General features: G+C 72.9%; 22 protein-coding genes. 19 read left to right on the top strand and 3 right to left on the bottom strand.

From position 1 onward, the window contains the following. The first annotated feature begins 123 nt into the window (after positions 1–123). From FCN18_RS08305 to FCN18_RS08255, 11 genes are all read left to right on the top strand, one after another. A complete protein-coding gene (locus FCN18_RS08305; protein WP_112269512.1) occupies positions 124–1,056 on the top strand; it encodes a phosphate/phosphite/phosphonate ABC transporter substrate-binding protein in 933 nt (310 codons plus the stop codon). Next, positions 1,041–1,805, top strand: coding sequence for a phosphonate ABC transporter ATP-binding protein (gene phnC / locus FCN18_RS08300; protein WP_112269510.1), 765 nt, complete (start codon positions 1,041–1,043; stop codon positions 1,803–1,805). The genes FCN18_RS08305 and phnC overlap by 16 nt, the downstream gene beginning before the upstream one ends. Beyond that, the gene (gene phnE / locus FCN18_RS08295; RefSeq protein WP_112269508.1) at positions 1,802–3,415 is read left to right on the top strand and encodes a phosphonate ABC transporter, permease protein PhnE; all 1,614 of its coding nucleotides are present in this window, start codon (positions 1,802–1,804) and stop codon (positions 3,413–3,415) included. Before phnC ends, phnE begins: the two co-directional genes overlap by 4 nt. A 94-nt stretch (positions 3,416–3,509) precedes the next feature. Then, positions 3,510–4,256 carry a GntR family transcriptional regulator gene (locus tag FCN18_RS08290; RefSeq protein WP_112269506.1) on the top strand — a complete coding sequence of 249 codons (747 nt, stop codon included), beginning with the start codon at positions 3,510–3,512 and terminating at the stop codon, positions 4,254–4,256. Beyond that, entirely contained in the window at positions 4,253–4,684 is a 432-nt protein-coding gene (gene phnG, locus FCN18_RS08285) for a phosphonate C-P lyase system protein PhnG (protein WP_112269504.1), read from the top strand. The genes FCN18_RS08290 and phnG overlap by 4 nt, the downstream gene beginning before the upstream one ends. Continuing rightward, complete coding sequence (gene phnH, locus FCN18_RS08280; RefSeq protein ID WP_112269502.1) at positions 4,681–5,277, top strand: phosphonate C-P lyase system protein PhnH; 597 nt, start codon at positions 4,681–4,683, stop codon at positions 5,275–5,277. The genes phnG and phnH overlap by 4 nt, the downstream gene beginning before the upstream one ends. Next, on the top strand, positions 5,277–6,380 hold the full coding sequence (locus tag FCN18_RS08275) for a carbon-phosphorus lyase complex subunit PhnI (protein WP_112269500.1): 1,104 nt from the start codon (positions 5,277–5,279) through the stop codon (positions 6,378–6,380). Before phnH ends, FCN18_RS08275 begins: the two co-directional genes overlap by 1 nt. Then, positions 6,377–8,194, top strand: a complete 1,818-nt coding sequence (locus FCN18_RS08270; protein ID WP_137094216.1) for an alpha-D-ribose 1-methylphosphonate 5-phosphate C-P-lyase PhnJ — start codon at positions 6,377–6,379, stop codon at positions 8,192–8,194. Before FCN18_RS08275 ends, FCN18_RS08270 begins: the two co-directional genes overlap by 4 nt. Before the next feature lie 5 nt (positions 8,195–8,199). Next, the gene (locus FCN18_RS08265) at positions 8,200–8,916 is read left to right on the top strand and encodes an ATP-binding cassette domain-containing protein (protein ID WP_112269639.1); all 717 of its coding nucleotides are present in this window, start codon (positions 8,200–8,202) and stop codon (positions 8,914–8,916) included. Next, positions 8,913–10,112, top strand: a complete 1,200-nt coding sequence (locus FCN18_RS08260; protein ID WP_137094214.1) for an alpha-D-ribose 1-methylphosphonate 5-triphosphate diphosphatase — start codon at positions 8,913–8,915, stop codon at positions 10,110–10,112. Before FCN18_RS08265 ends, FCN18_RS08260 begins: the two co-directional genes overlap by 4 nt. Beyond that, complete coding sequence (locus tag FCN18_RS08255; RefSeq protein ID WP_137094212.1) at positions 10,109–10,927, top strand: inositol monophosphatase family protein; 819 nt, start codon at positions 10,109–10,111, stop codon at positions 10,925–10,927. The genes FCN18_RS08260 and FCN18_RS08255 overlap by 4 nt, the downstream gene beginning before the upstream one ends. Here FCN18_RS08255 and FCN18_RS08250 read toward each other — a convergent pair. Continuing rightward, positions 10,917–11,402: a tetratricopeptide repeat protein gene (locus FCN18_RS08250; RefSeq protein ID WP_112269491.1), complete on the bottom strand. Its 486-nt coding sequence runs from the start codon at positions 11,400–11,402 to the stop codon at positions 10,917–10,919. The two genes, FCN18_RS08255 and FCN18_RS08250, sit on opposite strands and share 11 nt — an antisense overlap. An 86-nt stretch (positions 11,403–11,488) precedes the next feature. Between FCN18_RS08250 and FCN18_RS08245 the strand changes: the two genes are divergently transcribed. The 3 genes from FCN18_RS08245 to FCN18_RS08235 all read left to right on the top strand — a co-directional run bounded on the left by FCN18_RS08245 (position 11,489) and on the right by FCN18_RS08235 (position 14,281). Next, complete coding sequence (locus FCN18_RS08245) at positions 11,489–12,391, top strand: ABC transporter ATP-binding protein (protein WP_112269490.1); 903 nt, start codon at positions 11,489–11,491, stop codon at positions 12,389–12,391. Beyond that, positions 12,378–13,202, top strand: a complete 825-nt coding sequence (locus tag FCN18_RS08240) for an ABC transporter permease (RefSeq protein ID WP_112269488.1) — start codon at positions 12,378–12,380, stop codon at positions 13,200–13,202. The genes FCN18_RS08245 and FCN18_RS08240 overlap by 14 nt, the downstream gene beginning before the upstream one ends. Before the next feature lie 290 nt (positions 13,203–13,492). Next, positions 13,493–14,281 carry a crotonase/enoyl-CoA hydratase family protein gene (locus tag FCN18_RS08235; protein WP_112269486.1) on the top strand — a complete coding sequence of 263 codons (789 nt, stop codon included), beginning with the start codon at positions 13,493–13,495 and terminating at the stop codon, positions 14,279–14,281. 70 nt (positions 14,282–14,351) lie between these two features. Here the strand turns inward: FCN18_RS08235 and FCN18_RS08230 are convergent, their stop codons facing one another. Continuing rightward, positions 14,352–14,813 carry an SRPBCC family protein gene (locus FCN18_RS08230; RefSeq protein WP_112269484.1) on the bottom strand — a complete coding sequence of 154 codons (462 nt, stop codon included), beginning with the start codon at positions 14,811–14,813 and terminating at the stop codon, positions 14,352–14,354. A gap of 76 nt (positions 14,814–14,889) precedes the next feature. Here FCN18_RS08230 and FCN18_RS08225 point away from each other — a divergent pair, with 76 nt between their 5' ends. Genes FCN18_RS08225 through FCN18_RS08205 form a run of 5 tightly spaced genes read left to right on the top strand, consistent with a single transcriptional unit; the run spans position 14,890 to position 19,528 of the window. After that, positions 14,890–15,312: a hypothetical protein gene (locus FCN18_RS08225; protein ID WP_112269482.1), complete on the top strand. Its 423-nt coding sequence runs from the start codon at positions 14,890–14,892 to the stop codon at positions 15,310–15,312. Continuing rightward, positions 15,312–15,788 (top strand): MSMEG_6728 family protein, encoded by a 477-nt coding sequence (locus tag FCN18_RS08220; RefSeq protein ID WP_112269481.1) that lies wholly within the window; start codon positions 15,312–15,314, stop codon positions 15,786–15,788. The genes FCN18_RS08225 and FCN18_RS08220 overlap by 1 nt, the downstream gene beginning before the upstream one ends. Positions 15,789–15,848: 60 nt before the next feature. Beyond that, complete coding sequence (locus FCN18_RS08215; RefSeq protein WP_113642111.1) at positions 15,849–17,378, top strand: FAD-dependent oxidoreductase; 1,530 nt, start codon at positions 15,849–15,851, stop codon at positions 17,376–17,378. After that, positions 17,273–18,466, top strand: coding sequence for a carboxylate-amine ligase (locus FCN18_RS08210; protein ID WP_228713764.1), 1,194 nt, complete (start codon positions 17,273–17,275; stop codon positions 18,464–18,466). The genes FCN18_RS08215 and FCN18_RS08210 overlap by 106 nt, the downstream gene beginning before the upstream one ends. Positions 18,467–18,511: 45 nt before the next feature. Next, positions 18,512–19,528, top strand: coding sequence for a DNA topoisomerase IB (locus FCN18_RS08205; protein WP_112269477.1), 1,017 nt, complete (start codon positions 18,512–18,514; stop codon positions 19,526–19,528). Here FCN18_RS08205 and FCN18_RS08200 read toward each other — a convergent pair. Further along, complete coding sequence (locus tag FCN18_RS08200; protein WP_113642113.1) at positions 19,516–21,117, bottom strand: phytoene desaturase family protein; 1,602 nt, start codon at positions 21,115–21,117, stop codon at positions 19,516–19,518. The genes FCN18_RS08205 and FCN18_RS08200 overlap by 13 nt on opposite strands. Positions 21,118–21,165 lie beyond the last annotated feature (48 nt).

Raw genomic sequence — 21,165 nt, 5'->3', positions numbered from 1 at the left:
GTCCGGTCGGGTGAAGAGAGGCGACCCGCCGCGTTCGGTTTCCGGTAACCCGGAGTCCCCGTGGCGGGCATCCCTCGCACGCAACCTCTCTGGTGCCACCACCCCAGAGAGAGAGGCGCCTCCATGTCCCCGACTCCCCTGCGCGGCCTCTGCCTGATCGCGGTCGCCGCCCTCGCTCTCGCCGGCTGCGGCCAGAGCGCGGCCAACGACGACGGCGGTTCCGGTGAGGCCGACACACTCGTCTTCGCGTCGATCCCCTCCGAGGAGTCGACGAGCCTGCAGGAGTCGTTCCAGCCGGTGATCGACATGCTGGAGCGGGAGACCGGCAAGGAGATCGAGTTCCAGCAGGCCACCGACTACGCGGCGATCATCGAGGGGCAGCGGGCCGGAAAGATCGACATCGCGCAGTACGGCGCGTTCTCATACGTGCTCGCCCGCAACAGCGGCGTCGAGACGACGGCCGTCGCCTCCCAGGTCGAGGAGAAGGGCGCCGAGCCGGGCTACCAGTCCTACGGCATCGTCAACGCCGGCTCACCGGTACGCGACCTCGCCGGTTTCCGGGGCAAGAAGACCTGCTTCGTCGACCCCGGCTCCACCTCGGGCTACCTCTACCCCACGGCCGGGCTGATCAACGAGGGCATCGACCCCGAGTCCGGCATCACGCCCGTCATGGCCGGCGGGCACGACGCCTCCGTACTCTCCGTCGCGAGTGGACAGTGTGAGGTCGGCTTCGCCATGGACAGCATGGTCGACAGGCAGCTGATCCAGAAGGGACAGTTGAAGGCGGGCGAGGTGCGCACGGTGTGGAAGTCCGAGGTGATCGCGGGCCCGCCGATCGCGGTGAGCGACGACCTCGACCCGGCCCTGCGGGACAGGATCGCCAGGGCCGTGCAGGAGAAGGCCAACGTGGACTACCTGCGCGCCAACGGATTCTGCGGTGAGGACTGCGTCGTCGGCGACGACGTGTGGGGCTTCGCGAAGGTCGACGACGGCTTCTTCGACGGCGTGCGCCGGGTCTGCGACATCACGAAGGACGAGCAGTGCACGACGTCGTGACGTTCCAGCGGGTCAGCAAGCGGTTCGGGGCCACCCTCGCGCTCGACGAGGTGTCGCTGAGCGTGCCGGAGGGGCAGATCGCCGTGCTGCTCGGCCTCTCCGGGTCGGGCAAGTCAACGCTGCTGCGCCACGTCGACGGGCTCCAGCGCGCCAGCGCGGGCTCGGTCAGCGTGCTCGGCACCGACCTGGCGACGGCCAGCGGGGCACGGCTGCGGGCGCTGCGCCGCCGGGTCGGCTTCGTCTTCCAGCAGTTCCACCTCGTCGGCGCGCTCACGGTGCTGGAGAACGTCTGCACCGGCGCACTGGGCACGCTGCGCGGCCCGCGCCTCGGGCTGTTCACCTACCCGAAGCGCGTGCGACAGGAGGCGCTGGGGCACCTCGACCGCGTGGGGTTGGCCGAGCAGGCGTTCCAGCGCGCCGACACGCTGTCGGGCGGGCAGCAGCAGCGGGTCGCCATCGCGCGGGCCCTGCTGCAGCGGCCGGAGATCCTGCTCGCCGACGAGCCGGTGGCCTCGCTCGACCCCGAGTCGGCAGGACAGGTGATGGGGCTGCTGCGCGAGATCAGCGCTGAGCAGAACCTCACCGTGCTGTGCAGCCTCCACCAGGTCGACCTCGCGCTGAGCTGGGGCGACCGCGTCGTCGGGCTCCGCTCGGGCCGCGTAGTGCTCGACCGGCAGGCCGCTGGGCTCGGCCGCGACGAGGCGATGGCCGTGTACTCGGCTGTCGCGCGCGTTCCTGCCGCCGCATGAGCCGCGCGGTAGCCGAACGCAGGACCCTGCCCGCTCCGTCCGGGCCGGGAATGGCGGCGACGGTCGTGGTGCTCGCCATACTCGGCGCCGGGGTGTGGGCGGCGAGCGACCTCGGCATCAACGTCGCCACGCTCGTCGACAGCGTCGGCAACGCCGCCGACTTCGCCCGGCGGATGTTCCCACTGGACTTCCCCTCGGCCGGGGAGCTGCTCCGACTCTGCGGCACGACGCTGGCGATCGTGGTGTCGGCGACACTGCTCTCGGTGCTGCTGAGTGTCCCGGCCGCCGTCCTCGCGGCGGGCAACACCACGCCTAACGCCGCCGCCCGCGTCGGCTCGCGGGCGGCGATCGTTCTCGCCAGGGCGGTGCCCGACGTGGTGCTGGCCATTGTGTTCATCCGCGTGTTCGGGCTCGGCTCGATGGCCGGGGTACTCGCGATGGGCCTGCACTCGGTGGGCATGGTCGGCAAGCTCTACGCCGACGCCGTCGAGCAGATCGACGAGGGACCGCGCACCGCAGTGCGCGCGGGCGGCGCCGGCCGTTCGCAGGAGCTGGCGAGCGGTGTGCTGCCGCAGGTGCTGCCCGCGTTCGTGTCGACCGCGCTGCACCGGTTCGACATCAACCTGCGCGTGTCGGTGCTGCTCGGCTTCGTCGGCGTCGACGGCCTCGGGTTCGCGATCGCCTCGGCGTTCCGGGAGCTGGACTACCGGCGCGGCATGGCACTCGCCTTCGTGGTGCTCGTGCTGTGCGTGCTGGCGGAGCTGCTTTCCGGCGCGATCCGGCGCGCGCTCACCCGCGCGCCGCTGAGCCGGGCCCGGCCCGCACCGGGCCGGATCAGTCCACCGTGGACGCCGAGCCGTGTCCGCCGCAACGTCTACGGCCTGGTCGCGGCACTCGTGGTGCTGGCCTCGCTGTGGGGCGCGGAGCTCTCCCCCGCCGGCTTCGTCGACGGGCTCAGCAGGCTGGGCACCACGCTCGGGCTGTTCTGGCCGCCCGAGACCGGCGGAATCCTTCCCGACCTGCTCACGGCACTGTGGGTGACGGTGAAGATCGCGCTCGCGGCGACGCTGCTCGGCGCCGTGCTCGCACTGCCCATCGGGGTGCTCGCCGCTCGCAACGTGGCGCCGTCGCCGAGGGTGGGTGCCGTGTTCCGCGGGCTGATCGTGCTCATCAGGGGCATCCCCGAGCTCGTGCTCGCGGTGGTGTTCGTGGTGCTCACCGGGCTCGGTGAGGTCGCGGGGACGCTCGCGCTGGCGGTCGGCGCGGTCGGTCTGCTCGGCAAGCTCGTGGCCGACTCGCTGGAGGAGGTCGACGAGCGCGTGGAGAACGCCGTGCGCGCCACCGGGGCGACGCGCTGGCAGGTGTTCGCGTCGGCCACGGTGCCGCAGGCCGCGCCCGCGTTCGTCGGACACGTCCTGTACCAGCTCGACGTCAACATCCGCTCCGCGACACTGCTCGGCATCGTCGGCGCCGGAGGCATCGGCTTCTACCTCCAGAACGCGTCAAGGGTGCTGGAGTTCGGCGTGGTCACCACCGTGCTGCTGCTGGTGTTCGCGCTGGCGATGGCGGTGGAACTGATCGCGGTGTGGCTGCGAAGGGTGGCCGGCTAGTTCGCGACAAGCGTGCCGGATGTTCACCTGCGGGGCCGGTCGCGTTGGCCGCGGCGAAGTTGTCCGGACAAGCAAGGGGCGCAGGGTCGTGGACATGAGCTCGACGAGATACCTGGAGATCGCCGAACGGCTCGCCGCCGAACTGGCCGGCCGCCCCGCGGGCACGCGGGTGGCCAGCGAGCCCGAGCTCGCGCAGCGGTTCGGGGTCGGCAGGGCGGCGGCCCGTTCGGCACTGCAGGAGCTGGAGCGACGCCTGCTGGTGCGCCGCGTGCAGGGCGCGGGCACGTTCGTCAACCGGCGCATCGACTACGTGATCTCACACAGCAGACCGCCGTCGTGGAGTGCCACAGTGCAGGCGGCCGGAGCGGTGCCGCGCTCGGTGATCAAGGACGTCGACCGGCTCCCGCTGCCGGCCGGGCCGGCGGCACAGCTGCGCCGCGAGCCCGGCACGCTCGCCCACCGCGTGGCCCGCGAGTTCTACATCGACGACCTGCTGGCGACCTGGATCCAGGAGTGGATCCCCGTCGACGTGGTGCCGGAGCTGGAGCTGGCGCTGCAGGCGGCGGACTCGCTCGACCTCGTGCTGCGGCAGATGGGCCGGGTGAAGCCCGTGCGCGCCTGGTGCCGCGCGAGCCTCGACGTGCCGCCGCCCGAGGTGGTGCGCAACCTCCGCATCGAGGCGAGCGCACCCACGTGGCAGGTGGAGAGCCTCAGCTGCGACGCCGAGACCGGCGCGGGCCTCACCTGCAGCACCGCGTGGACACGCGCCGACGCCGTCCGCATGGTCGTCGAGCTCCAGGAGACCTTGCATCCCGACCAACCCGAGGAGGAGCAGCGGTGACAGAAGTGAGCCGCGAGGAACGCTGCGGCCTGCTGGCCGAGGCGGAACCGGACGAGCTGCGGGCGCTGGCCGACCAGTGCCTCGCCGACGGCGCCGACGTGCGCGTGCTCGTCGGCCCCGAGATCGGCTTCGTCACGGCACAGGTGCGCGAACCCGTTGCGGCGGAACGGTTCCTGCTCGGCGACGTGCTCGCGTCCCGCGCCGAGGTGGAGCTGGCCGGGCACCGCGGGTGGGCCATGCGGCTCGGTGACGACCGGGCCTCGGCGCTCGCCGCGGCGGTGCTCGACGCCGAGGTCGAGGCCGCTCGGCCGCACGCGGCCGATGTCGCCGAGCTGTGCGCGCGCGTGGCCCGCAGGAGGCAGGAGCGCGAGGCCGCCGAGTGGGCCGAGCTCGCGCCGACCGTCGTCGAGTTCGAGGAGCTGACATGAACCAGACGGCCGATCTGATCCGGTCGGCGACCCTGCGCCCCGACGAGTCGCAGCGCAGCTTCCGGGCGACGCTCGACGCCATCGCCCGCCCCGGCCGCGTGACGCGGCTTCCCCAGGAGTCCCTCGAGACGGTCCCGGCCGCACTGCTGCCCGTGCTCGCGCTGGCCGACCTCGGCACAGGCGTGCACGTCCTCGCCGACGACCCGCGCTGGGCCGACGTCACCGGCGTGGTCACCAACGCCGCGCCCGCCCCGCTCCACCGCGCCCGCCTCGTCGCGGCGCTGCGACCCGTCACGGCCGCCGAGCTGCGCTCGCTGTGCCGGGGCAGCGCCACCGCGCCTGAGGACGGCGCGCTCGCGGCTCTCGCGGTGCCCGATGTCACCGGCGGCGAGCAGCCGTTGCGGCTGACCGGCCCCGGCCTCCCCGGCGAGGTCGTGATCGCGCCGCGGGGCCTGCCCGAGGGGTTCGCCGCCGCCAGGGGACACGGCGACTTCCCCGCCGGGATCGACCTGCTGCTCGTCGCACCCGACGGCAGGCTGCTCGGCCTGCCTCGCAGCACCCACCTCGAACTCGTCACCAGCAGGGAGGACTGATGGGCTACTCCGGAGCACGCGGCGGGCTCGAGGCGATCCTCGCCGCCGAAGACCTCGTCCGCCGCGCCCGCGACCACGCACCCGCGCCGTGGGCGCCGAACGAACAGATCACCGCCCGGTTCCGGCTCGCCGTCGACCGCGTCATGGGCGAGGCCGGGCTGTACCACGCGGACACGTCGGCGGCCGCGCTGCGGCAGGCCGAGGGCGACCCGCTGGAGGCGGCACACCTGGTGCGCGCACACCGGTCCACGCTGCCGAGGCTGGCCGTGAGCGAGCCCATCGACCCCGACGAGATGGTGGTGCTGCGCCGCATCGTGCCCGCCTTCCGCGAGCCCGACGGCCCACAGCTGCTCGGCCGCACCACCGACTACACCGGCAGACTGCTCGAACAGCCCGCCGGTCCCCCGCCGCGGCGGTCCCACACGCCGGCGACGCCGCCCGAGCGGACCGAGACCCAGCGCAGGCCGGGCCGGTTCCTCGACCTGCTCCGCAAGCTCGACCTCGTGGTGGACCACCGGCGCGTCGACGACCCGGAACCGTTCGACATCACCCGCAAGCCCGCCCGGCCACCCGCCGAACGGTCCGCCGCGCTCGCGTCCATGGCCCGCGCGGAGACCGGGGCCCTCGTCGCCCTGTGGTACCGCTCGATCCTCGGCCCCGACGGCGACATCCACGAGGTGACCCTCGGCGAAGTCCGTCACGGCAGGCTCCCGCTGCGAGTGCGTCACCCGCACACCGGCAACCCGGTGCGGGTCGGCGAGTTCCGCGCCACGGAGGCCGAGGCGATCGAGGACCTCGACGGAGCCGACGAGGACCGCAGCCGCTTCGACGTCGGCTACGGCCTGTGCTTCGGCCACAACGAGCGCAAGGCCATCGCGATGGCCAACCTCGACGTCGCCAACCGCCGCTTCGGCCGCACCGGACCGCTGGAGCAGCTGCTGCTGCTCACCACCGACGGCCTCGACTCCGCAGGCTTCCTGGAGCACCTCAAGCTCCCCCACTACGTCACGTTCCGCTCGATGGTCGAGCGCAAGCAGGCCATGCGCGCCGCGGCCGAGGCAGGCCCCCGCGTCGCCGAACCGGCAGGACAGGAGTGCCGATGACGTCCACACTGGACACACTGCTCACCGAGCGGGAGAAGGATCTCCACCTGGGCATCCTCGATGAGGGCGCCAAGCGCGAGATCCGCCGCGCCACGCTCACCGCCGTGTGCGTGCCCGGCTACCAGGTGCCGTTCGGCTCGCGGGAGATGCCCGTGGCCCGCGGCTGGGGCTCCGGCGGCCTCCAGGTCACCCTCGGCGTGATCGGCGCCGACGACACCGTGAAGGTGATCGACCAGGGCGACGACGCCGGCGTGAACGCCACGAACCTGCGCCGCATGATCGCCGCCACCACCGGCTGCGCCGGCACCGCCGACACCCGCGAGGCCACGATCGTGCAGACCCGGCACCGGGTGCCCGAGGAACGCCTGCGCGAGGGCCAGGTGCTCGTGCTGCAGGTGCCCGTGCCCGAGCCCCTGCGCGGCGTGGAGAAGTCGGTGGTCGAATGCGCCCGCATGCACGCTGAGGGCGACTACTCGGCGATGTGGGTCAGCCTGTACGAGGACCTCGTCCGCAACGGCATGATCACCAGGACCACGGGCTACCCGGTGCTCGTCGGCGGCCGCTACGTGCTGGCGACGACGCCGATACCCCGCTGGGACGTGCCGCGCCTGCACGAGAGCGAGCACCTGAGTCTCTTCGGCGCTGGCAGGGAGAAACGGATCTACGCGATCCCGCCGCACACCGACGTCCGGCCGCTCACGTTCGACGACGTGCCGTTCGAGGTCGAGCACGCGCCGGGAGCGCGATGTGTGCTGTGCGGCAGTGACGACGTCTTCCTCGTCGAGGCGGGCACCACGGGCGCGTACGCGTGCAGCGACACCGAATGGTGCGCCCGCGTGCGTGAGGGCGACGCCGACACCGAGGCGCACCACGCGCGTGCCCCGCTGCACCTGCTACCCGACCCTTCGGCGCGCCTGCGCGCGCCGGCCACCACCACGGCGCGTCCCGGGCGCCCGCGCCCGGTGCTGCCGGAAGGGCAGGACTGGGCGCTGCGCGTCGACGGCCTCGGCAAGGTGTTCGGCCCCGGCGCGGCCGACGCGGTTCCCGGCACCGGACCCGAGCACGGCACCGCCATCAGCCCGGCCACCGGCGCGATCGTCGCCGCGTGGGACGTGTCGTTCGACGTGGCACCCGGTGAGGCACTCGGCGTGATCGGCGAGTCCGGGTCGGGCAAATCGACCGTGCTCGGCTGCGTGATCGGCGACGAGCAGGCCACCACCGGGGCAGTGCGGCTCGCCGCCCTCGATGAGGGGCGCACCGATCTGCTGACACTGCCCGGTGACGCCCGCAGGCGGCTGCGCGTCGACTCGATGGCGGTCGTGCACCAGAATCCGGCCGCGGGCCTCGACCTACGGGTCACCGCGGGCGGCAACATCGCCGAACGGCTCACGGCCGCGGGCTGGCGAAGCTACCACGACATCCGCAGGCGCGCGGCCGAACTGCTCGACCGCGTCGAGGTGCCACTCACCCGGATGGATGATCCGGTGAGGACGTTCTCCGGCGGCATGCGCCAGCGCGTGCAGATCGCCAAGGCGCTCGCCACCGAACCACCGGTGCTGCTGCTCGACGAGCCCACCACCGGGCTCGACGCCTCCGTCGCCGCCGGGGTGCTCGACCTGCTGCGCGGCCTGCTAGCCGAGCGCGACATCGCCGCCGTGGTGGTCAGCCACGACTTCGCGGTGATCGAGGCGCTCACCGACCGCACGCTGGTGATGCAGCTCGGCCGCGTGGTCGAGCGCGGGCTCACCGACCAGCTCTTCCACGACCCGCACCACCCCTACACCCAGCGGCTCGTCGCCGCGGCACGGAGGTGACCGCCATGCCGGTGCTCTCGATCCGAGGGCTGCGCAAGTCCTTCACCCTGCACACCATCGACGGGCGCACGGTGTCGTCACTGCACGGCGTGGACCTCGACGTCCACGAAGGCGAGCACGTGGCGCTCGCCGGACCGAGCGGCGCGGGCAAGTCGTCGCTGCTGCGCTGTGTGCACCGCACCTACCTGCCCGACTCCGGCTCGGTGCGGCTGGGCGACCTCGAGCTCACCGAACTGCCCGACCGCGCGATGGCGCGCCTGCGCGGCCGCGAGTTCGGCTACGTCTCACAGTTCCTGAGCGCGCCGCCGAGGACCGGTCCCATGGAGGTGGTGGCGGCCGCGGCCAGGCGGCGCGGGCTCGACGCCATCGAGGCGCGCGAAGCGGCCGCCGAGTCGTTGCGGCGGCTCAACCTGGACGAGGCGTTGTGGGACGTCGACTGCTCCGTGCTCTCCGGCGGCGAGCGCCAGCGCGTCAACCTCGCGGCGGGCACGGTCCGCCCGCCGCGGCTGCTGCTGCTCGACGAACCGGTGTCGGCGCTCGACCCCGCCAACCGCGAGGCGGCACTGGACCTCGTCCAGGCCCTGACGGGCCAGGGCGTGGCCGTGCTGGCGGTGTTCCACGACCTCGACGCCATGCGCAGGCTCGCCACCCGGGTGGTGCTGATGCGCGACGGGCTGATCGCCGAGCAGGGCTCCCCTGCCGAGCTGCTGGAGGCGGCATGACCACACTGACCGCGCCGTGGACGCTCGCGGCCCCTCCGAACGACTACGTACTGGGTCACGTGCGCGCGGTCCTGCCGGACCGGGTGCTGGAAGACGCGCTGGTGGCCGTACGCGACGGTGTGCTCGCGGCCGTCGAGCCGCACCGCCCCGGCGTGGTGGCCGATGTGGACGGTCAGGGACTGCTGTGCCTGCCGGGACTGGTTGACGTGCACAGCGACGGACTGGAGAAGGAACGCCTGCCGAGGCCCGGCGCCGAGCTGCCGATCGAGTTCGCGCTGCTGTCGTTCGAGGGCAAGCTGCGGGCGGCAGGAGTGACGACCGTGTTCCACGGCGCCGGATTCGAGGAGAGCCTCGGCCGGGGCCTCGCGCGGTCGGTCGCCACTGCGCTGGACCTGTGCCGGACCGTGGACGTCCAGCGGGACGCGCTCGTGGACCACCGGATCCTGTACCGGCTCGACGTGCGCTGCCCCACCGGCCTCGCGGCACTGCGAGAGCGGCTCGCCGGGGTGGATGGCCCAGCGCTCGTGTCGCACGAGGACCACACGCCGGGCCAGGGCCAGTACGCCGACCGCACGTACTACGAGCGCTACCTCGCCGGCACACGCGGGATGAGTGACGCCGAAGCACGCGAACACGTCGACGAGCTGATCTCCGATCGGGAGGGCAGACTCGCTGTGCGCGACGAGTCGCTGGAGTGGCTCGGGAGCCAGGCCAGAGCGGGCAAGGTGCGGCTGCTCGGCCACGACCCCGACTCGGCCGCCGAGATCACCGCGTTACGGGAGCGGGGCGGGCTGGTCGCGGAGTTCCCCACGACCGTCGACGCGGCGCGGGCCGCGAGGGAGCAGGGGCTCGCCGTCGTGATGGGCGCGCCGAACGTGCTGCGCGGCGGCTCGCACAACGGCAACGCGTCCGCGCGGGAGCTGGTGTCGCACGGCCTCGTGACGGCGCTGGCGTCGGACTACCTGCCGTCGGGACTGCTCGGCGCCGCGCTGCTACTGGCCGGGCAGGGACTGGTGAGTCTGCCCGAGGCCGTGGCGCTGGTGACCGGCGGCGCCGCCGAGGTCGCCGGGCTCCCCGACCGCGGCCGGCTCGAGCCGGGGCTGCGGGCCGACCTCGCGCTCGTGGCGCCGGGCACCCCGTGGCCCGCGGTTCCCGCCGTGCTGCGCGCGGGCGAGCCGGTGAGGATGGAGCTGTGAGCACGAAGATCGCCTGGCCCGTTCCCGAACCCGAGCTGCCCGAGGGCGTGCACGACGCACTGGCCGCCGCCGCCCGCGCGGCGTCGGCGGCCTACGCCGCCGCGCGACGCCGCTTCACCAGGGACGAGCTCGCCGAGGAGATCGCCGACGGCGCCGACGGCACCCCCACGATGCGCGTAGACCAGCTCGTGGAAGACGCGATCGCCGGCGCGGCGGCTCAGTCGAGGGTGAACCTGCTGAGCGAGGAGGCCGGGTTCGTCGACAACGGCTCGGCTGTGACGCTCGTCGTCGACCCCATGGACGGCTCGGCCAACGCCGCCGCCGGCGTGCCCCTGTGCTGCTTCGGCGGCGTGGTGGCCGTCGACGGCAGGCCCACGGAGGCGCTGACGACGTGGCTCGACACGGGACGGGCCTGGCACGCCGTGGCCGGCCGGCCGGTGCGGTACCGGACGAGCGGCCGCACGACGGTCAAGGGCGCTGCGGTGAGCATGCTGCGGCCGAAACCGGCGAGCGCCGATGCGTGGTGGCGCGTGGAGCAGACCGCGGGTCGCGTGCGGATCCTCTCGAGCACGGTGCTGGAGGCCGCACTGGTGGCGGAAGGCTCCACGGACGCCTTCTGCGACCCGGGATCCGACACCCACCGCATTGTCGACCTCGCGGCGGCCATGGTCACGGTGCCCGCAGCGGGTGGTGCCGTGCTGGACGCACGGGGCAGGCCGCTGGAGATCGATCCCGACCTGCGGCGGCGTTGGTCGGGTGTCGTGGCGGCGAGCCTGCCGCTGGCGGAGGAGCTCGCGGCGCTCGTCACCGGATGAGCTCCCGGGCGTAGTTGGCCACGGAGCGCTGGTACCTGGGCAAATGGGGCGCGAGTGCGGTGAGCGCGTGCGAAACCGCCTCGCGCCCCCTGCCCGCGTCGGCGAGGGCGAGCGCGAGGAAGGCCCTGACCGCGTCGTCGAGGTGGTCGGACGTCAGGTCCAGTTCCGCGGTGAGGAGCGCGACGCTCTCGTCCACCTCTCCGAGGTTGCGCAGCGAGCTGGCCAGCTGGATCACCGCGCGCCGCCTGCGTTCGCCGTCGAGTCCGTGGTCCAGCGCCTTGCGGTAGAGCTGTACGGCCTGGCCGGGATGGCCGGTCGAGTCGAACGCGCCCGCGCGTTCGAACAGCGCCACGGCGTCCTCCGGCGGCCGCTCGGCGGCGAGGCGGTCGATGAGGGCCAGGAAGTCCGCTTCGGTGTGCTGGTCGAACGACGCCCACGCGTCGTCGATACGGCGTTGCCACTCGGTGTCGGTCACGTCCGCAGCCTACGTCGGCGGACGTAAGCGGGTAACGCGCTTCCGGGCGGACGACTGCGCGCCTCCTCGCGCCCACGATAAGTGCCATGAGCGATCCCGTCGAAACCACCGCGCTGACCAAGCGCTACGGCGACCTCGTCGCCGTCGACCAACTGGACCTCACCGTGCGCCATGGCGAGGTCTACGGCTTCCTCGGCCCGAACGGCGCGGGCAAGACCACGACCCTGCGCATGCTGCTCGGGCTCATCCGGCCGACGTCGGGTGACGTGCGGCTCCTCGGCCACGCTTCGGGTGCGGGGCGACGCCTCGCGGGTGTCGGGGCGTTGATCGAGGGGCCCGGCTTCTATCCGTACCTCTCGGGCCGCGACAACCTGCGCGTGCTCGCCCGCCATGCGGGTGTCGGACGCGGGCGCGTGGCCGAGGTGCTCGACATCGTCGACCTCGCCGAACGCGCCGGCGACCGGTACTCGACGTACTCCCTCGGCATGAAGCAGCGGCTCGGGCTCGCGGCGGCGATGCTGAAGGACCCCGGGCTGTTGATCCTGGACGAGCCCACCAACGGTCTCGATCCGGCCGGGATGGCCGACATCCGCGCCGTGGTCCGCGGCCTCGCGGACGAAGGGCGCACCGTCCTGCTGTCGAGTCACCTGCTCGGCGAGGTCCAGCAGATCTGCGACCGCGTGGGCATGATCTCCCGAGGGCGACTCGTCGCCGAGCTGTCGGTGGCGGAGCTGCGCGCGAGCGGGCTGCTGGTCGTGGCCGATCCGATCGATGACGCCAGGGCCCGCGTGGCCGCGCTCGTCGGGGAGGACCGGGTCCGGGTCGACGGGCACGTCCTTCGGCTGGACGTCGAGGCAGGACTGGCTGCCACGATCAACGCGGAGTTGGTCCACTCTGGACTTTCGGTCCGTGAGCTTCGGCCCGCCGAGGCCGATCTCGAACAGACTTTCCTCGAACTCACCGGAGGTGGTTCTCGTGGTACTCGATGACGTTCGCGCCGAGTCGATCAAGCAGATTCGCCGCCCCGCGCACTGGCTGTTGCTGGGCGTGGGTGTGGTACTCACGTTGACCTTTGCCTACGTGATCCCGTATCTGGGGTACACCGGGCAGTCGGAGGGGCCCGGTGGCGGCCGGGGGCTGGAGTCGATGCTCCCGGCCGAACTGGTGGGCAACACCATTGCCGGAACGCCGGTGTTCGTCGGTGCGCTCGCGTTGATCTTCGGGGTGCTCGTGGCCGGGAGCGAGTACGGCTGGGAGACTTGGAAGACCGTGCTCACGCAGGGGTCGTCGCGGCTGGGCGTTTTCGCGGCGAAGGTTCTGGTGGTGGGCCTGGGCTCGCTTGTGCTGGTGGCGGCCTTGCTCGTGACAGGCGCCTTGGCGGGGCTGGGTGTTGCCTTCATGGAGGGGCAACCTGTGGTGTGGCCTTCCGTCGGCGAGCTGGTTGTCGGCGCCGGTGGCGGCTGGCTGATCACGACGATGTGGGCGATGCTCGGTGTCTTCCTGGCTGTCGCGTTCCGGGGTATCGCGTTGCCCATCGGACTGGGACTCGTGTGGTTGCTGGCCGTGCAGAACCTGCTGGCCGCCGTGGCGGCGCCGTTGCTGGACTGGGTCGCCGAGTCGCAGAAGGTGCTGCCGGGACCGAATGCCGGGTCGCTGGTGGCGGCGTTGGGTGCGCCACAGGGAACGCCCGGAGTGTCCGCGCTCGTGGGCGCCGGGCAGGCCGCCGCGGTGGTCGGCGCCTATCTCGTCGTGTTCGCCGTTGCTGGTGCGTGGTTGCTGCGGCGGCGGGATGTGCTGTAGGCGCTTTCGAGGGGCTGCGGCGGTTCGCACAAACTGTCCATTAGGGACAGTCGTCCCCAGGGAAAGGGAACGCGGATCGCCACGACCTCGACACCCGCACCGGCACCACACCCGTGGGCATGCACTACCGCGGCGATCCGGTCGAGCAGCCCCTCCCTTCCTGGCTTTTTTGGGTTGTCGTTGGAGGCGGCGGGAGATGAACGAGTCCCACATTCCCGCGCCGTATAGGACGTTATACACCCGTCTCGTGAGAACCTCGGTGAGACGTAACCCATGGCAGGAGGTCGAGCGTGTCCCCACGAGTCACCGTCGAACGCGACGGGCAGGTCCTGTTGATCGGCGTCAACCGGCCGGACAAGCGCAACGCTTGGGACCGGCAGACGATCGACGAGGTCGCCCTCGCCTACGACCGGCTCGCCGACGACCCGGAAGCCAGGGCCGGTGTGGTCTTCGGCCACGGCGAGCACTTCAGCGCCGGGCTCGACCTGGGAGACGTGTGGCCGGCGGTCACCGAGCACGGTCCTGACGCGCTCGCGGGCGCGGGGCGACACGATCCCTTCGGCCTGTGGAAGGAGCCGGTGCCGAAACCGGTGGTGATGGCCGTGCAGGGCATCGCCTTCACGCTGTCGATCGAGCTGGCGCTCGCGAGTGACATCGTGATCGCCGCCGAGGACGTCCGATTCCGGCAGCTGGAGATCGGGAGAGGCATCCTCCCCTTCGGTGGTGCGACGCTGCGGGCGCCCGCCCAGCTGGGGTGGGGCAACGCGATGAAGTTCCTCCTCACCGGCCAGGAGTTCGGGGCGGACGAGGCGTACCGCGTCGGCCTCGTGCAGGAGGTCGTGAAACCCGGTGAGCAGCTGGACCGCGCCATGGCATTGGCCAAGCTGATCGCGGCGCAGGCACCGCTCGGGGTACAGGGCACGCTGGCCAACGCGAGGGTGGCCCTTCGGTCGGGCTCGGAGCGGGCCGCCGCCGAGCATCTCCGCGCGACGCTGCCCGGCGTGGTCGTTAGCGAGGATGCGAAGGAAGGCCTACAGAGCTTCCTCGAACGCCGCGAAGCCCGCTTCACCGGTAAGTGACCAACAGCCCCAAGGCCACCTTCGTCGTGCCCACGACAGAGGTGGCCTTGGGGCGGCTACGAAAACAGGCTCACGGGCCAGGGCGCTGGACGTCCCCTCGCCAGGCGCCGGTCTCACGGCCGCGCTCCTCGATGAACTTCTTGAACCGCTGAAGGTCACCGTTGACGCGCTGGTCGATCATGCCGGTCTTGTCGGCCACGTTCTCGGCGAAGCCCTCGGGGTCGATGTCCATCTGGGCCGTCACCCGGGTCACGTTGTCGCCGATGCGGTGGAAGGTGATCACGCCGCCGTGGTTGGGCCCGGAGTCCGACGTCCAGGCGACGCGCTCGTCGGGGTGCTGTTCGGTGATGGTGGCGTCGAACTCCCGCGTGCTGCCGCCGATCTTCGTGACCCAGTGGGTGTGGGTCGCGTCGAGCTGACGGACCTCCTCGACGCCTTCCATGAACTCCGGGAAGGACTCGAACTGGGTCCACTGGTTGTACGCGGTCGAGACCGGAACGTTCACGTCTACCGCCTTGGTGATCGTGCTCACCACACACTCCTTGTCTCGCTGGGGGACGACGCGACGGTTGTGCATCACGTCTTGCAGTTCGGGTACCCGCGCCGGCATGACATACACATCAGCCCCGGAGCCGGACCCGGCCACCGTCGAAGCCGTCGGCAAGCTCACCGAAGCGCTCGAGACCGTGGAGGTCGCGCGCGGACACCTCTACGCCTTCCACCGGCTCACCGGCACGGCGGACTTCACACTGGACGAGGCCATCGACCTCCTGCGCCACGCAGGCCACCACGACCTGGCGGAACGACTGGAGACGGAACTGCTCGGCCGCAACGTGCTCCCCGGCCGGTGGACCTACCAGGTCGTGGAGGACTACGAGGACACCTACTACGACGTGTTCCGCGCGTTCGAACGACAGGCCCGCGAGCTGACCGGCGGCAGGCGGCACCTGCACGAGGCGGAGCTGAAACGCAACCGCCGCACCGACGGGCTGCGGGGACACGAGGCGTTTCCGGGCGAGCCGGTCGCCTGATGCAGACCTTCCTCCCCCACCCCGGCTTCCTCGACTCCGCGCACGTGCTCGACCGGCGCAGGTTGGGCCGCCAGCGCGTGGAGGCGCTGCAGATCCTGCGCGGCCTCACTGTGCCCACCTACGGCTGGCGGCACCATCCCGCGGTGCGGATGTGGACCGGCTACGAGGAGGCACTGACCCGGTACGGCCTCGACGTGTGCGCCGTGTGGTGCGCCGAAGGCCACGCCGACACCTGCGCCGGCAAACTGAGGGCCGACCTGGCCGGGGCCGTCGGCATCACCGAGCCAAGGACGCAGGCGGAGCTGGCCGAGGCCGGTGAGGTGCCGCCGTGGCTCGGCGACCATGCCTTCCACCGCAGCCACCAGTCCGCGCTCGTCCGCAAGGACCCCGCCCACTACCGCCGCTGGTTCCCCGCCGTGCCCGACGACCTGCCGTATGTGTGGCCCGCGTCCGATCGGACGCGACGCGCCGCGTGAGCGAGCGTTTCACCCGGTGCGCAGAGGGAACTCCGCTGGGGCGAGCCGAGGAGGAGTCACATGGAGCCCGCTGCCGACCTGCCCGAACCGCGCTCACTGTGGATCGACAGCGCCCCCGCCCCGGTACGCGCAGATCGTGCCCTGCCCACCGAGGCCGACGTCGTCGTGATCGGCGCGGGCATCGCCGGACTCACCACCGCGTACCTGCTCGCGCGCGACGGCCGCTCCGTGCTCGTGCTCGAGGCGAAGGAGATCGCCGCGGGAGTCTCCGGGCACACGACGGCCAAGCTCAGCGCGCAGCACGCCCTCAAGTACGCCGGGCTGGAGCGCGCCAAGGGCCGCGAGGCGGCGGTGCGCTACGCCGAGACCCAGCATGCCGCTGTGGACTGGATCGCCAAGACCTCGACCGAACTGGGCATCGACTGCGACTTCGCCCGCCGCGACTCCTTCGTCTACACCACCGACACCGACCGGCTCGACGAGTTGAAAGCCGAGGCCGACGCCGCCGCGAGGGCCGGGCTGCCCGCGTCGTTCACCGACGACATCGGGCTCGACATCCCCGCCGTCGGCGCCGTCCGCTTCACCGGGCAGGCCCAGTTCCACCCCCGGCGCTGGCTGCTCGGCCTCGCCGACGAGATCGACCGGCTCGGCGGGCACATCGCCGAGCGCACACCCGCACAGGCCGTGACCGAATGGCCGACGCTGAGCGTCCGCACCCCACGCGGGCGGGTCCGAACCGACCACGTCGTGGTGGCCACCCACTACCCCATCCTCGACCGTGGCCTGTTCTTCGCCCGCCTCGACCCCGTGCGCGACCTCGTGGTCGCCGGTCCGGTGCCGGTGGAACGGATCCCGGCCGGCATGTACCTCGACGCCGTCACCCACCACTCGGTGCGCGGCTACGACAGCGGAGCCGAGCCGATGGCCGTCGTCGGCGGCGAGCACTACCGCACCGGCGAGAACCTCGACGTCGAGGCCCGGCACCGCAGGCTCGCCGCTTGGGCGCGGGACCTGCTGGAGCTGCGCGTCACCCACCGGTGGTCGGCCCACGACATGTCCACTCCCGACTCCGTCCCCTACGTCGGCCGGTACCACCCGCTCACCGGCCGGGTGTGGGTGGCCACGGGCTTCGGCCAGTGGGGCATGACGGGCGGCACCGCGGCCGGGCAACTGCTGCGCGACCTGATCCTGGGCGAGGAGAATCCGGCGGCTTCGCTGTACGACCCCAACCGCGCGCACCTGCGCTCGGCGCCCGAAGTGGTCAGGGACAACGTCGCCGTCGCCCGGCACCTCGTCGGCGACCACGCCCGCGCCCTGCGCACACCGTCCGAACTGGACGGCCTGCCCGCGGGTGAGGCCACGGTCACCCGCGTCGGCACCAGGATGACCGCGGCCTACCGCGCGCCGGACGGCGAGCTGCTCGCCGTGAGCGCCCGCTGCACCCACCTCGGCTGCCTGGTCACCTTCAACAACGCGGAACGGACGTGGGACTGCGCCTGCCACGGCTCGCGGTTCGGCACCGACGGCTCGGTGATCCAGGGCCCGGCGACCCGGCCGCTGCGCCGGCTCAACGAGGGACCGGACGACTGAGCCCGGCCCGCAAGCTGGGCGTCGAGGAGGAGTTCCTGCTCGCCGACCCGGTCGCCTGGCACACCGTCCCGGCCGCTGCCGACGTGCTCGCCCGTGCCGAGCCCTACGCGGGCACGTGCCAGCCCGAGCTGCGAGCGAGCCAGGTGGAGGCCGCCACGGCCATCCGCTCCACCCGCACGCAACTCCACGCCGATCTGCTGGCGGGCAGGCGGGTGCTCGGCGCCGCAGCCGAGCGCGCGCACGCCGTTCTCGTCTCCTCTGGTGCGCCCGTGCTCGCCGGACCCGAACCACCCGGGGGACCCGATGCCCGGTTCGCGCTCATCGACGGGCGCTACCGCGCGCTCGTCAGCGGCTACCAGGCCTGCGGATGCCACGTGCACTGCGAGGTGCCGGACCGCGACCACGCCGTCGCGGTCGTGAACCACCTGAGGCCGTGGCTGCCCACGCTCCTGGCGCTGTCGGCCAACTCGCCGTTCGCCCACGGCCGCGACACCGGGTACGCCAGCTGGCGCATCATCGAGCAGTCCCGCTTCCCCGCCGCGGGAATCCCGCCCTGGTTCGCCTCCTTCGGCGAGTACCGGTCCGAAGTGGACCGGCTGCTGGCGTGTGGCGCGCTGGTGGACGACCGCATGACGTTCTGGCTGGCCCGCCCGTCCCCCACGCTGCCCACCGTCGAGGTACGGGCCGCCGACGCGGCCACCACCGCCGACGAGGCCCTGCTGCAGGCGATGCTGACGCGGGCGCTCGTCGACGCCGCACTCGCCGACCTCGCGGCGGGCCGGGAAGCACCTCACGGCAACGACCGCGTCGCCGCCGCGGCGCTCTGGTCCGCCGCGCGGTACGGCCTGACCGGGCCCGCCGTCGACCCGTGGCACGAGTGCGCGCGCCCGGCGAACGAGCTGGTGGCCCTCCTGCTCGAGCGCACCACGGCCGCGCTTGAGGAGACCGGCGACCTCGCGCTCGTCCGCGAGCTGCTCGCCCGGCTGTCGCGGCGCGGCACCGGCGCGCAACGGCAACGCCGCATCGCCGTGCACGGACTGCGTGGCGTCATGCGCGCGCTCGCGGCCGACACCCTGAGCCCGCTGTGACGAGCCCGGCGTTTCCTTTTCCCTGTTCGGGGGCATCACCGAACCATGCGTTTGCGGCGTAGTGACCCGTCCACGCCGGGTATCCGCAGACAACGGCGGGGCCGCGGTTTCAGCTACCGGGCTCCGGACGGCTCCCCCGTGACCGACCCGCGCACGCGCGACCGCGTCGACGGCCTCGTGATCCCGCCCGCGTGGCGCCGGGTGTGGATCTGTCCCGATCCCGACGGGCACATCCAGGCCGTCGGCTTCGACGACGCCGGGCGCCGCCAGTACCTCTACCACCCCGAATGGCGCCGGGCGCGTGACGAGGAGAAGCACGAGCGGGTGCTCGCGCTCGCAGGCAGACTGCCCGAAGTGCGCGAGACCATCGAACACGATCTCGCTCGCCGGGGTCTCGACCGGCGCCGCGTCCTCGCCGCCGCGCTGCGCATGATCGACCGCGGTGTGTTCCGTACCGGCGGTGAGGAGTACCTGGAGGCCAACGGGTCCCGTGGCGCCACGACACTGCTGCGCGAGAACGTGCGCATCCGCGGCGACGAGCTGACCTTCTCCTACACCGCCAAGGGCGGGCTCGAACGCGAGCTGACCATGCGCGACGGTGAGCTCGCCGCGGTGCTCAAGGCCCTGCGGCGGTGCCGGGCCGAGACCGACCGGCTGTTCGTCTGCCGCGACGGCCGCGGCTGGCACGAGCTCCACGCGGGCGAGGTCAACGAGCGGTTCAAGGAACTCGCCGGCGACGAGTTCACCGTCAAGGACCTCCGCACCTGGAACGCGACCGTGCTCGCCGCCGTCGCGCTCGCGGCGTCCGACCGGCCCTCCTCCCAGCGCGGCCGCAAGCGCGCGGTCACGGCCGCCATGCGCGAGGTGGCCGAGGAGCTGGGCAACACCCCCACGGTGGCGCGCAAGTCCTATGTGGACCCGAGGGTGATCGAGGCGTACGAGGACGGCGCCACCGTGGAGGCCGCCGTGCGCCGCGTGGGCAGGGAGGGCATCCGCACCGACCGCGACCGCGACCGCGTCGAGCGCGCCGTGGCCAGGATGCTGCGCCGCTACCGCGCGTAGACCGCGTCGTGCAGCCGCCGGATCAACCCCGCGTAGAGCGGCCCGGCCGGCCCGGCCCTCGCCAGTGCGGCGCGGGCGGCGTTCGCGCCCGGCCCACCGTGCACCGCTCCCCCGGGATGCGCCGAGGCGCCCGCGAGGAACAGACGATCGATCGGGGTGTCGGCCCGCCCGAGGCCGGGCACGGGCCGGAAGACCAATTGCTGGTGCATGGCGGCGCTGCCCGCGTTGACAGCGCCCTCGACGAGGCTCGGGTTGGCACGCTCCAGCTCGCGCGGCCCCTGCGGGTAGCGGCCGCGGATCCGGCTCCGGAAGCCCGGCGCGTGCCGCTCCACGATCGCCTCGATCCGGTCGGCGTAGCGGCGCAGCCGGTCGGGGTCCCACGCGTGCCCGCGCGGCACATGCGTGTACGCCCACGCCGTCTCGGTGCCCTCCGGCGAGCGTGTCGGGTCCGCCGTGCTCATCTGACCGACGACGAGCATCGGCTGCTCGGGCACGCTGCCCGCCGCCAGCTCCGCGCTGTAGCGGGACAGGCCGGGCAAATCGTTGTCCAGATGCACCGTCCCGGCTCCGGCCGCCTGCGGGTTGCTCCACGGGATCGGCCCCGACAGCGCCCAGTCGACCTTCACCGTGGCGTCGTCCCACTGGAACCGCCGCAGGTCCGTCACGAACCGCGACGGCAGCGCATCCTCCCCCACCAGGCGCAGGTACAGCGTCGGCGCGGGCACGTCGGCCAGCACCGCGCGGCGCGCCCGCACCCGGGCGCCCGAGGCGTCGGCGACCCCCAGCGCCCGGCCGCGCGCCGTCAGCACCCCCGTCACCTCCCGGCCACACGCGACGCGCCCTCCCCTGGCCGCCAACCGCTCCACCAGCGCGCCGCTGAGCCGGCCCGCGCCGCCCTCCGGCACGGGAAACCCGACGTCCTGGCCGAGCATGCACAGCAGCCAGCCGAACACGGCGCTGCCCGCGTGCCCCGGCCCCAGATCGGTGTGCAGGGCGTTGCCCGCGAGGAGCAGCCGGGCTCCGTCGCCGCCGAAGCGCTCCCGGCCGAACGCGCGAGCGGGCATCGTCACCATGCGCGCCAACCGCAGCCCGTCGGCGACGCCGAGCGCGCGGAACAGCCCCGCCGCGGACCGCACCGGCGGGAACGGCGTGAACAGCGCGTCCAGCAACCGGTCCCGGATCGCCGACCACGCGGCGAACTCCTCGGCCCACGCCCGCCCGTCGGCGGGGTCGAACTCCGCGAGCGACGCCATCGTGTCCTCCAGCGAGCGGGACACCACGGCGCACCGGTCGTCCGGGAGCACGTGCGCGAGCACCGACGGCGCGTGCCGCCAGCGCAGCCCGTGCTCCTCCAGCCGGAGGCCCGCGATGACGGGCGAGGCCGCCGCCAGCGGGTAGAAGGCGCTGAAGACGTCGTGGTGGAAGCCGGGCTCGATCAGCTCGGCCGTCCGCACCGCTCCCCCGGGGCTGCCGGCGGCCTCCAGTACCAGCACGGCCCAGCCCGCGTCGGCGAGAAGGTTCGCGGCCACCAGGCCGTTCGGGCCCGCTCCGATCACGACCGCGTCGGCGGTCTCGTCAACGCGTTCCACGCCACGCTGGCTTCCCCCGCGGCTGTCCCACTACACCTGGGGTTTCGG

The sequence above is a fragment of the Prauserella endophytica genome (assembly GCF_005146945.1).
GTDB lineage: Bacteria > Actinomycetota > Actinomycetes > Mycobacteriales > Pseudonocardiaceae > Prauserella_A > Prauserella_A endophytica.
This window is presented reverse-complemented; position numbering and strand designations above follow the sequence as displayed.